General features: G+C 44.5%; 12 protein-coding genes. 1 reads left to right on the top strand and 11 read right to left on the bottom strand.

From position 1 onward, the window contains the following. The first annotated feature begins 94 nt into the window (after positions 1–94). Positions 95–751 carry a Crp/Fnr family transcriptional regulator gene (locus tag ACTW1R_RS05530; protein ID WP_008378905.1) on the top strand — a complete coding sequence of 219 codons (657 nt, stop codon included), beginning with the start codon at positions 95–97 and terminating at the stop codon, positions 749–751. 55 nt (positions 752–806) lie between these two features. On the opposite strand, the gene ACTW1R_RS05525 is transcribed toward ACTW1R_RS05530, so the two are convergent. The 11 genes from ACTW1R_RS05525 to ACTW1R_RS05475 all read right to left on the bottom strand — a co-directional run bounded on the left by ACTW1R_RS05525 (position 807) and on the right by ACTW1R_RS05475 (position 11,960). Further along, positions 807–1,199 carry an OsmC family protein gene (locus ACTW1R_RS05525; RefSeq protein ID WP_074932129.1) on the bottom strand — a complete coding sequence of 131 codons (393 nt, stop codon included), beginning with the start codon at positions 1,197–1,199 and terminating at the stop codon, positions 807–809. Further along, positions 1,196–2,086 (bottom strand): ATP-binding cassette domain-containing protein, encoded by an 891-nt coding sequence (locus ACTW1R_RS05520; protein ID WP_002316738.1) that lies wholly within the window; start codon positions 2,084–2,086, stop codon positions 1,196–1,198. The genes ACTW1R_RS05525 and ACTW1R_RS05520 overlap by 4 nt, the downstream gene beginning before the upstream one ends. Beyond that, complete coding sequence (locus ACTW1R_RS05515; RefSeq protein WP_060791841.1) at positions 2,086–2,964, bottom strand: ABC transporter ATP-binding protein; 879 nt, start codon at positions 2,962–2,964, stop codon at positions 2,086–2,088. The genes ACTW1R_RS05520 and ACTW1R_RS05515 overlap by 1 nt, the downstream gene beginning before the upstream one ends. A 3-nt stretch (positions 2,965–2,967) precedes the next feature. Continuing rightward, positions 2,968–3,798 (bottom strand): ABC transporter permease, encoded by an 831-nt coding sequence (locus tag ACTW1R_RS05510; RefSeq protein ID WP_010747808.1) that lies wholly within the window; start codon positions 3,796–3,798, stop codon positions 2,968–2,970. After that, on the bottom strand, positions 3,798–4,757 hold the full coding sequence (locus tag ACTW1R_RS05505) for an ABC transporter permease (RefSeq protein ID WP_002307597.1): 960 nt from the start codon (positions 4,755–4,757) through the stop codon (positions 3,798–3,800). The genes ACTW1R_RS05510 and ACTW1R_RS05505 overlap by 1 nt, the downstream gene beginning before the upstream one ends. A 72-nt stretch (positions 4,758–4,829) precedes the next feature. Continuing rightward, positions 4,830–6,410 (bottom strand): ABC transporter substrate-binding protein, encoded by a 1,581-nt coding sequence (locus tag ACTW1R_RS05500; protein WP_060791840.1) that lies wholly within the window; start codon positions 6,408–6,410, stop codon positions 4,830–4,832. A gap of 51 nt (positions 6,411–6,461) precedes the next feature. Further along, positions 6,462–7,292: a MetQ/NlpA family ABC transporter substrate-binding protein gene (locus ACTW1R_RS05495; RefSeq protein WP_015509329.1), complete on the bottom strand. Its 831-nt coding sequence runs from the start codon at positions 7,290–7,292 to the stop codon at positions 6,462–6,464. Positions 7,293–7,548: 256 nt separating this feature from the next. Further along, positions 7,549–8,643: an aminotransferase class I/II-fold pyridoxal phosphate-dependent enzyme gene (locus tag ACTW1R_RS05490; protein WP_016608218.1), complete on the bottom strand. Its 1,095-nt coding sequence runs from the start codon at positions 8,641–8,643 to the stop codon at positions 7,549–7,551. Then, positions 8,633–9,832 carry a MalY/PatB family protein gene (locus tag ACTW1R_RS05485; RefSeq protein ID WP_489927492.1) on the bottom strand — a complete coding sequence of 400 codons (1,200 nt, stop codon included), beginning with the start codon at positions 9,830–9,832 and terminating at the stop codon, positions 8,633–8,635. The genes ACTW1R_RS05490 and ACTW1R_RS05485 overlap by 11 nt, the downstream gene beginning before the upstream one ends. After that, positions 9,822–10,790: a homoserine O-succinyltransferase gene (locus ACTW1R_RS05480; RefSeq protein ID WP_489927491.1), complete on the bottom strand. Its 969-nt coding sequence runs from the start codon at positions 10,788–10,790 to the stop codon at positions 9,822–9,824. The genes ACTW1R_RS05485 and ACTW1R_RS05480 overlap by 11 nt, the downstream gene beginning before the upstream one ends. 399 nt (positions 10,791–11,189) lie before the next feature. After that, positions 11,190–11,960, bottom strand: coding sequence for a C39 family peptidase (locus tag ACTW1R_RS05475; RefSeq protein ID WP_015509325.1), 771 nt, complete (start codon positions 11,958–11,960; stop codon positions 11,190–11,192). Positions 11,961–12,069 lie beyond the last annotated feature (109 nt).

Here is a 12,069-nt window from a genome sequence, read left to right as displayed (position 1 = left end):
CACCAGAAATGTCTTTTAATGAAGCATGAATAGAGGAAATTTCAGATTTTTTTCAGAAAATGTTGGGTTGGCATGAAGTGAAGGAGTAACGTGGGTGGAGAAACAGATATTACGTGATTATTTAGAAAAACAAGCAATACCGGTCGTTATCCGTAAGAAAAAGAGTTACTTGACATATGAAGGCATCCCGGATCGGTACGTCTATATTTTAAAAAAAGGCATCATCAAAACTAGCGTAGTGACCCATGAAGGGCGCGAATTCAACTTGCGCTATTTGACGGATTTTGAGATCGTCTCTTTGTTTAAAGACGAATCCTCTCAAGAAGTCGAAGCCCCTTTTAATGTGCGGGTTGAATCAGAAGAAGCCGAATTATACAAAATCGTGCGGGATCAATTTTGGGCAGATGTCAATCGTGACCGTCTGCTGCAGGATTATGTCAAAGAGTATTATCGAAGAAACTTGATGGATACGATGAAAAAGATGCAGCAAATGCTGATGAACGGCAAATTTGGTGCTGTCTGTACCCAAATCAATGAGCTGTATGAAACGTTCGGAATCCAGACAACAGATGGTGTCTTGATTGACTTTGAAGTCACCAATGAGGAGATCGCTCGCTTTTGCGGCATTACCTCTGCCAGCAGTGTCAATCGAATGATGCAAAAATTACGAGAATCTGGCGCCCTAAAAAGTGTCGATCGCAAACTATTAGTGACAGATATCGACTTTATTCGGGAGAATATTATTTATTGATCAAAAAAAAGACTTTGTACGCCTATTGGTTTCAGGCACACAAAGTCTTTTTCGATTAAATAAACGTCACCGTTTCCGTCACTTCGATCGCTGGATCTAATGATTGGATCACTGGGCAATTTGGTGAAACGAGTTTTAGGCAACGGATCGCTTTGTCATGGTCGGCTTCAGCGATTTTCGCATAAAACTGAATGTGGATGGCACTGACTGGTTGGGCTTTTTTGTTGTCGTCCCGGTCATAGCTGACTTCGATCTTTTCGATTTCTGCTGTGATTTTTGAATTTTCTAGGACGGATGCGTATACATAGCCGCCGCAAGCAGCGACCGCACTCACCAGCATTTGGACTGGCGAATAGCCTTTTTCCCGTGCTAATACCCAATTGCCAGTTGGGGTCGTCATTTCAAATTTGTCGCTTCCTTGATGGATCGTCAATGTTTCTACTGTCATCGTTTTTCTCTCCTCACAAAATGATCTGGTTCAACTTCGACCCATTCATACAATGGTGTCAAAGTAATCGTGCTTTGAATTTCCGTTTGTTCCATCGCACCTCTTGCTAACACAGGATCAGCGATCGGCGCTGCTGCTAATAATTTCTTCGTGTAAGGATGCAGCGGATTGTCAAACAAACGGTCGGTGGGTGCCAATTCAACTAATTTCCCTTGATACATGACGGCTGTTCGGTCACTGATATGACGAATCACGGACAAGTCATGGGAAATGAACAAATAAGACAACGAAAACTCTTTTTGCAGACGCAGCAGCAATTGGATGATCTGAGCCTGAATGGAGACATCTAATGCCGAAGTCGGTTCATCACACAAGACGAACGCCGGGCGATTGACCACCGCACGAGCGATGCCGATCCGTTGCCGTTGTCCGCCGCTGAAACTGCGGGGCAGTTTATGGACATCATCACCCGTGATCCCGACGATCGCTAAGATTTCTTTGGCTTTCGCTCGGGCAGCATCTTTCGTTTCATGATACAACGGCTCCATCACCAGTTCAAGTGCCGTCATGCGTGGATTCAATGATGAATACGGATCTTGGAAAATGATCTGCATTTGCTGATACGCTGCTTTGCGATCTTCTGCCGTCAATGCTGTTAGCTCTTTGCCTTCAAAGAAAATCTCCCCGCTTGTTAAGGTCTCTAAATTTAAAATACTGCGTCCTAAAGTGGTTTTCCCACTCCCAGATTCCCCTACTAGCCCCAATGTCTCGCCCCGATGGATCGTTAGGCTGACATCTTCGACCGCTCGGACTTCACTGACAGTGCCGCGCCAGTTTTTGCTGCGAAAGGTTTTCGTCGCATGTTCTACGCGAATCAGTTCTTCCATTATTCTGTCACCTCCTGATTGCGCCAAACGCGATGGGTCTTAGATAACTGCGTTTCTTGCAACTCATCTGCCAATGTCTCATGATAGTCAAAGACTTTTAATTCGGCATGCTTGTCGCCTAAATGTGCCGCTTGCAATAATTGTTTCGTATAAGGATGCGCAGGTTGATAAAAGATCTCTTCCGTGGTGCCTTCTTCCACGACTCGACCTTGATACATCACTTTAATAAAGTCGCACATTCCTGCAACGACCCCAAAGTCATGGGTCACAAGGACGACGGAAAGCTGGTTCTCTCTTTGCAGGTTTTTGATCAATGCCAAAATCTGTGCTTGGATCGTCACATCTAAAGCCGTCGTCGGTTCATCTGCGATCAGTAATTTCGGTTGCGCCAATAAAGCCATGGCGATCATCACCCGCTGACGCATCCCTCCTGATAGCTCGTGGGGATATTGTTTCATACGTTGTGCTGGAAAAGGTATGCCGACTTTTTCTAACTCTTTGACGGCGATTTCTTGAGCTGCTTTTTTCGATACGTTTTGTGAGCGGCGAATCACTTCGATCAAATGATAGCCAATCGTACGCAAAGGATTCAACGAAGTCATCGGGTCTTGAAAAATCATGGCGATCGGTAATGTTCGACGATCGGTCACTGCTGCTCCTTCAAATGTATAACTGGCATAGTGATCGGTCACCTTATCAGGCAAAAGATCCATGACACTTTTCATGGTCATACTTTTGCCACTACCAGATTCGCCGACGATCCCAACCACTTTGCCTTTTGGAATCACTAGATCCAGCTTTTTGACTAACGGTTTCGGACCGGTTTTGCTGTGAAACGTCACATTCAACGCTTCGATCGCTAACAATTCTGTCTTCATCGGTCACACCTCTCTTTGCAAGACATGTTTGATCATGTCGCCGATGTTGTTGAAGGAATAGATGGTGAAAATAACAAAGAGCCCTGGAAGGATCGCCATGTATGGTGCCCGCTGCAAGCTGTTTTGCGCATTTTGCAACAGACTGCCCCACGAAGCCATCGGCTGCTGAATGCCTAATCCGAGGAAGCTCAATGCTGATTCGGTCATGATCGCCCCAGAAATACTTGCGGATGCCGCAACGATCAAGGTTGGCAGTACTGCTGGGAAAACATGCTTCACGATAATACTGAATGAAGAACGACCGATAAATTTCCCGTAAGCAACATACTCCCGTTCTTTCGCCGCTAACGTTTCACCACGAATCAAACGAGCGATGTTCATCCATGAAAACCCGCCGATCACAATAATGATCGTGGTTAGTCCAGGACGTAAAAAGACGCTCAAAACGATCACTAACACCAGCCAAGGAATTGATGACAACACATCGACGAGCCGCATCAGCAAGTTATCGATCCATCCGCCAAAGTAGCCAGAAACAAGACCGACAAGGGTCCCGATAAACGTCGCAGTGATCATTGCCAACACACCTACAAACAAGGACACCCGACCGCCGTAGACGACCCGAATAAAGTAATCCCGCCCCACTTCATCAGTCCCAAACAAATGAGCCCAGCTCGGTGGCTGTGACATGTTGCTGACATCCGTTGCATTGGGATCGATCGGGATCAAAGGCGCAACGAGCGATAGCACGATCAATAACGTCAAGAAAACGACAGAAAAAGTATAGATGGGCGAAGCAAGCATGACTTCACTGATTTTTTTGAAACGTTTCATTACTTGCTCCCTCCTTTACGGATACGTGGATCAACCACAGAATATAATACATCCGCTAACAAATTCCCTAAGATGACCAGTGTTGCTGACAGCAGCATGATCGCCATAATCACAGGATAATCGAGGCTTTTCGTTGCACTCATCAAGTAAGGTCCGACGCCCGGCCAGCCGTAGATCGTTTCTGTAATGATCGCACCGGTAACTAACATCGGTAACGCCAAGCCGATTTGGGTGACAACGGGAATCAAAATATTGCGACTAATGTGACGACTGAAGATCTGCCATTTGCTGGCGTGGAATGCCCGTTGCACCATCACGTAGTCTTCTGATACTTGCTGAGTCGCTGATGCCCGAATATACCTTGTCAAATCTGGGAAGAAGGCGACAGTCAATGTGATATAAGGCAAAATAAAGTGCTGCAGAAAATCGCCAAAATCCCCTTCTTTGCCGACTGTATACATGCCAATGATTGGGAACATATTCAATAAGTAACCAAATACATAAATCAAGATCATCGCAAACCAGAAGGTCGGCACGGCGATCCCTAGAGATGCCACAGCGTCAATGATCCGATCCCAAATCTTTCCTTTGTTGGCAGCGGCTAACAGACCTAAAATGATCGCCAGCAATAAAGCGGTCAAATAAGCAGGGATCACTAGCCGCATCGTATTCGGGATCCGAGTGGCAAGTTCCTGTGAAATGCTGCTTTGAGAAACCAACGAAAAGCCAAGATTACCAGTAAGAACATTTCTGATCCAAAGAAAATATTGAACCAAAAAGGGTTGATCCAAGCCATAGCGCTGCCGCAACAGATCGATTTGCTCTTGTGACATATTCGGTGTCGTGATGGAATCGATCACATCATACGGGGCGATATGTATTAGTGAAAATACGATAAAAGAGATCACAAATAGCAAAGGGATTGCTTGCAATACTCGTTTTGCAATATATCGAAACATAATTGACCTTCTTTCTTTTTCATAGAAAAAAGCTGTGATAAAAAAGATTCCTCTTTATCACAGCCAATGGATTTACTTGATTGTCAATTTAGACATATCTTCGAATGTATAGATTGGGATCAAGCCTGCATCTTCTACATTACCAATTCGGTTATTGACCGCTAAGATTTTCTTGTTGTCAACGATTGGGTAAATAATCGCTTCGTCAGCAATGGCTTTTTGCAGATCATCGTACAATGCTTCACGCTTGTCTGTGTCCAATTCAACTGCTGCTTGCGCAAACAAATTGTCAATGGTTTCGCTATTGCTTTGGAAGTAGTTGGCACTGCCGCCAGTTTCGAATAAACTGCCGTATAAGTCAGGGTCATTCCCCATGATATACCCGCCAAGGAACAGGTTGTATTTCGTTGAATCAGGTTTTTTCAACTCAGTGAAGATCGCAGTACCATCGCCCCCTTCAAGGGTAACTGTAATGCCTGCTTGTTGCAATTGTTGTTGGATCAACGTAGCTTGGATCGTTTGAGCTGGGTCAGTTGAGTTGAACGCCAAGTTCAATGACAAATCAGTGACACCTGCTTCTTGTAAAAGCTCTTTTGCTTTTTCAGCATTTGTTTCATATTTCTCGACATCTTCGGTAACGTATGGATTGTTGGGTGGTAAGAATGAATACGGTGTTGCATAATAGTCTTCATCTAAATACGCTGCTTGATTTAATTCATCTTTGTTCAAAGCATACAAGACTGCTTGACGAACCTTCACATCTTGTAATGCATCTGAATGAGTATTTAAGCCTAAGTATCCGATGCGGTTTTCTGTATAGGGATAAACAGAAATTTGCGTATCATCTAAGTCTTCAATATCTGAAGGCAAAACAACGGCTGCGTCAACTTCCCCTTTTTGCAAAGCAACTTTGGCCGTATCAGTACTTTCAATGATCCGCAAGGTCACGTTTTGAATCGAAGGCTTGCCGCCATAATAGTTTTCATTGGCTTCAAAAGTAAAGTACTCACCACGTTTGTATTCTTTCAATTGATATGGACCCGTACCAACTGGTTTTTCAGGCAGTTCACTGACCGAAAAGTCGCTAACATCTTTAAAGATGTGCTCTGGAATGATGTATGTTTCGGTTGCGATATTGCTGATTGCTGCTGCACTCGGTGTTGGCAACACAAATTTCACGGTGTATTCATCCACTTTTTCGATCGCGATCGGCTGGTCGTCGACCCAAAGCGAATCGGCATTGCCGTTTTCTTTTTTGACTTTTTGTTCATACGTGAAAACAACGTCATCGGCAGTAAAATCTTCGCCATCTGACCATTTGACATCTTGTTTCAAATGCACGGTCAATGAAAGGCCGTCTTCCGCCGGTTCCACTGATTCTGCTAACGCATTTTGTGTTGTTCCATCTGCTTCCACTGTAACGAGTGGAGAATAGATCATGTTTGTCACTGTCAAGCCCCAGCGATCACTGGTGTTGATCGGGTTGGTGGACGATGGGTCACCGCTGATGGCATAAGTGAATGTTGCATCATCGCCAGTACCAGCTGCACTACTGGTTGCCGTTTCCTCTGTATTTGATCCACCGCAGGCTGCTAGAACGAATCCTAGTCCGACGACGGCAACACTTGCTAAACCTTTTTTCCAATTGATCATTTTTCCATCCTACTTCCTGTTCCTATATAATTATAGTAGATTTTTTGCTTTTTATTCCCAAACAGGGATACTTGATTTCTTGGTAACTTCGTCAATAATTGCTTTTACTTCATCGGTCTGATAATACGCTACGACCGTTTGGTACACATCATTTTCTGCTTCGTCTGCTCGCGCAGCAATGACATTATAATAGGGCGTAGAGGAGTCAGCCACAGGTTCTAAGAAAATCGCATCTTCTGTAGGAACCAAGCCAGCATCGACTGCCATGCCGTTGTTGATCAAAGAGATGTCGACATCGGTCATTGCCCGAGCCGTTTGATTGGAATCAAGCAGCTCAAATTTCAAGGCTTTGGGATTCTCAGTGACATCACTGGTTGTTGGCAGTAACCCTTTTGATTCATCCAAAGTGATCAAACCGGCCGTTTGTAAGAGTAATAGTGCGCGGCTTTCATTTGACACATCATTGGGTAAAGCCACCGTGGCACCATCTGCCAATTCGCTGACATCAGTGATTTTATCGGAATAAATACCAAGTGGGTTTAATGTCGTATACGCAATCGTCGTGTTGGAATAACCACTTTCTTCGTTGACATTATCCATAAAAATTTCCGTCAATGCTGCGTGAAGATCGATCGACCCATCCTCTAGTGCGACGATTGGTTGGCGATAATCGGTAAACTTCACCAGTTGCAAGTCGATATTTTCGTTTTCCTTCAATTCTTCCTGCACATGTTCCCAGGCTTCATTTTGTTCGCCAACGACACCTAATTTGACGACGGTCGTTTCTTCATCCGCTTGGTTGGTGCCACAAGCAGCCAAGCTAAACAAGGCAAACAGCCCAATCACTCCTGTCGTCAACACATTTACTACATTTCTTTTCATCCCTTTTTTCCCCTTTTGTTCCCTCCTCAGATCAATCGTCCTATTTCCTTGTCGAATGGTCCAACTAGACCAATTTCCCCTCTGTTTCTCAAAACAACCTACTTTTTCAAAGGAGAAATGGTTAATCCCTGTTGCCGTCAACCGAAAACATCGGACTCACTATTCATATGTAGTGTAACTTTATCCTATACAACTAAAACTGTCAATAAAATTACTCTACAAAAGTAAGTTTTTCACTAGCTGATCTGTGGTTGGGTTATTTGAATATCTTCAGTGCATTTTCTAAGTCATCGATCAAATCTTTACTACTTTCGATCCCAATGGAGATCCGTAAAAGATCCGGCGTCAATCCATAAGATTCTCGTACCTCTTGAGGAATATCTGCGTGGGTCTGTGTCGTTGGATACGTGATGAGACTTTCCACACCACCCAGGCTTTCCGCAAAGGTAAAGACCTTTAATGCCGCTAAGAAGCCGCTGATTTTGGTTTCATCAAGCACCCGAATACTGATCATCGCCCCTGCATTTGGGTACAGCACCTCTTTGACCGCCGGATGGGCTCGTAAAAAGCGGCCAACTTCCTTGGCGTTGGCTTCCTGTCGTTCAAAGCGCAACGGCAGCGTCTTTAAACTTCGGATAAATAACCACGTATCAAAGCTGCTCAAGGTCGGGCCTGAAGTATTGGCTAAATAATTCAAGCGCTCCCCTACTTGCGCATCTTTGGCGATGACGACGCCAGCCAAAATATCATTGTGACCTGATAAGAACTTGGTGCCTGAATGGATCACTAGATCCGCGCCTTCTTCTAAGGGCAGCTGTCGTAATGGCGTCAAAAAGGTATTATCTACGATCAGTAGCGCCCCATGGTCGTGAGCAAGCTTGGCGGTTTCAGCAATATCCGTCACGGTCATCAAAGGATTCGTTGGGGTCTCTAAAAAGACAGCCGTTACCTCGTCAGTTAGTTTTTCACTTAATTCTGTTACAGTGCTGAAGGTATCGAAGAATGCCCGTTGGCTTTTTTCCAATTCCGCAAAGTAGCGAAAGCTACCGCCATACAAATCACGAGAAACCAAAAAGCGACTCCCGCTGGTAAATAAGTCAAAAATCAAAGCGATCGCACTCATGCCAGAGCTGGTCACTACTGCCCGAGCTCCTTTTTCTAATTCAGCAAGACCTGCTTCTAAGATATCACGGGTCGGGTTTTTGGTACGGGTATAATCATAGCCTGTACTTTGCCCTAACTCGGGATGAGCAAAGGTCGTGGAAAGATAGATCGGTGGGCTGATCGCCCCAGTTTGCTGATCCGAATGATTGCCTAATTGTGCCAGAAAAGTTGCTGTATCAATCGTCATGTCGTTCCTCCTTTTTGATTGCCTCGATCATGCGATCAAGGGCTTCTTGAATGATCGTCGGTGTTGTCGCAAGATTCAGACGAATCAAGCCCTGACCGTCTTGTGAAAACCATTCCCCATAGTCGACTGCCAGACCGGCAGTATCTTGGATCACGTGCTTGGTTCGTTCTTTGGCAATGACTTGCCGCAGATCGACCCAGAGAAGATAGGTTCCTTCTAATGGCAGGAGCTCAATTTTGGGAAATGCTTCTTGCAGTTGCTGGCGGACCATTTGTTCATTGGCAGCAATCACCAAAAGCAGGTCATCTAGCCATTGATCCCCCGATTCATACGCGGCTTTCGCAGCCACCAATCCCAAACGATTAACTTCCGTCTGCTTGTATTGTCGGCACCACTCCTCATAGGCTCTGCGCATCTCTAAATCAGGAATCCAAACATGAGAGAGCAATAATCCTGCTAAGTTGAAGGTTTTTGAGGGCGAATCCAGAACGATCAGCTTCTCAAAGCCGACCCCCTGTGCCACTGTCACGGCTGAAACAAATTGCTGCTCACCGAGTATCAGCTCACAATGGATCTCGTCGGCGATCACGACAACCTCATGTTTTTGGCAAATGGCCAATAACTGATGCAGTTCTTTCTCTTGCCAGACCCGCCCTAATGGATTGTGGGGGGAGCAGAGAATAAATAGTTTCACTTTTTCTTCAATGATTTTGCCTTCAAAAGCAGCAAAATCGATTTGATAAGAATTCCCCACCTTTTGTAAGGGTGCTTCTATCAAGCGCCTTTTCGTCTCTTTGATGCTGTCAAAAAAGGGATAATAGACGGGCGGCTGGTTCAAGATGCCATCGTCTGGTTCTGTGAAACAATGAAGCAAATCAACCAAAGATTGGACGACCCCTGTGGAAAACGAGAGCCATTTTTCTTCGAATTTCGTCCCCCAGTGGCGATCTTGCCAAGCTTGATAGGCTAAAAAATAGCCTGAGGGGGGAATCGCATAGCCAAAGGTTCCTTGAACAACCAGTTGCTGCAAGGCTTCTTCCACTGCCTTTGGCGCAGCAAAATCCATATCAGCTACCCATAAAGGCAAAAGCTTTTCTCCTTGGAACCGTTGATCCACAAGATCCCATTTTAAAGAATCAGTGCCTTTTCGCTGTCTAGCATAGTGGGAGAGAAAATGCTCAATCGTCATTGATACTCACCCGACCTTCTGGCTCACTGCCAATTCGGTAACCTTCTTTCGTCGGCGTGACGGACAGGTCATACGGCGTTCGCAAATAGGTTTCATTGATCCAATTGCTGAAAAACAAAGAGGCATGTCCCCGCCAACGGTTGGTAATTTTACCGCCTAAACGGTCATAGGCAAAGTAATTTTTGGGCAATGCGGTAGCTAAACCCCGTTCCATGTCTCGCAAGTACTCTTCATTCAAGGTCGTTGTGTGGTATTCAAAATGTCCTAGCAAGAAGGCATTTTTATGATCTTCTGATACGAAGATGGAAGGCCCTGTTTCAACACCCGCTGCCAAGATTTCTAAAGGCGCTTGGGCGAGCTGGCCTTCATCGATGCCAGTATAGCGCGAATGGGGCGTATAAAAGACGTCGTCAAAACCGCGAACGAGCGGATGAAAATGCGTGACTGCTTGTTCGAAGACGCCAAACAACTTGCTTGGGTACAAAACTTTGTCGATACCATAATGGTAATAAAGTCCAGCTTGTGCCCCCCAACAAATATGCAGGACTGAAGTGCAATTCGTCTGGCTCCAATCCATGATCTCTTGCAGTTCTTGCCAATAATCAATGGCTTCAAAGGCCATTTTTTCAACAGGGGCACCAGTGATGATCAAGCCGTCGAATCGTTGGGACCGGATCACTGAGAATTCTTGATAGAACTTTTCCATGTGATCGACAGACGTGTTTTTACTTTCGTGGTACTTCATTTTCAGTAAAGTTACTTCAATTTGCAGCGGACTTTGGGAAAGCAGGCGCAGCAATTGATTTTCTGTGGCGATCTTTTTCGGCATCAAATTGACGATCGCGATCTTCAAGGGACGAATCTCTTGTTTCACCGCTTTATGCTGCAGTAAGGCAAAGACATTTTCTTTTTGCAGGACCGCTGCAGCGGGTAGTTCTTTGGGAATAATGATCGGCATTGCTTCAACTCCTTACAGATAAATTTCTTGTTGAAAAGAAGGCGAATAGTTTCGGCTGTGAGAAACAAAAAAAGCCGCCCTTTTATCCTTACGGATAAAAGGGACGACTTGATGCGCGTTACCACCCTAATTCGTGTTATTCTCACAAATAACACCTCAACAGTACACTATGATACTTGGCGCTGTAACGGGCGCATGCCGTTTTGCTGGCGTGAACCAACAAAAAAACTCAGAGCTCATCTTCACTGATCACCGCATGTCTCCTTTTTCACCAACCGGAGTCTCTGTACCTTTGTTGATCTGCTACTCTTCTCTTCAACGTTATCGATTTCTTTGTTTAATTTTAAAAAATTATAATTGTTTTTTCATTTACTGTCAACGGCAAGTTAGGGGTTTTTCTTAGATTTCTTCTAAATATAAGTATTGCTGACCCATTTTTTCATAGATCGCTGCTAAGTCTTCTTTGCTGACTTCACGATCCTTATGTCCATAAGGGTCGTTGACATACATCGTATCACCATCGATGCCTGTGATCACCACCGAATGGATCAATGCCGTCACAAGGATTTCGCCATTTTGGGTATTCCATTGAAAGAAATCCGCATCGGTAGGTACTTGTAATTCTAATGTCGCAATCATCCAAACTGGTTTCCCAGATTGTAGTACTTTGACGATCTCATCAAAGCTTTTGTCTCGTCCACTAACAACTTCGTATTGCTCTTTTACAATCCTTTCGGCGACATCGGTGATCGGTTCTACGTCAACCCCCATCGCGCTATCACCGCCATAGATGTTTCCAACAAAGCCTTCTCGCGGATCTCCATGGTGATAATAATCCTCATAAAGCGGGACATACGCTAATTCTTCCGCCAATTGATTTTTATTGGTATCAAATCCGTAAAAATTCAAGAGCATCGATAAAGCCGTTACCTCACAGCCATTCCCTAACGCTACTTCATCGAATTGATTTTCTAACGGAACATCCAATTGAATAACCTCACTGTATTCAGGCTCTGGTGTTTGTTCTTCATCCGAAAGTGCTAGTGTCAATTCATCCTCTATCTTTTCAAAGGGGGACTGCCCGTTCTTACTGTCATAAAAAATCAGCAGAAAGAAGAGCATCAAGACGAACATACCTAAAAGTAACCGTTTTAACTTTTTCTTCTTCATCTACTTCCTCCTCTTGTATATTATAACTTATTTCTGTTTATTATTTCACTATAATAAACTTTTTAAGAAGGAGTATTTTCTTAATCTAAACACAAAAAAATAGACCCGT

The sequence above is a fragment of the Enterococcus sp. R12 genome (assembly GCF_058135755.1).
The sequence above is the reverse complement of the archived record's forward strand: the minus strand, read 5'-3'. Positions and strand labels throughout refer to the sequence as shown.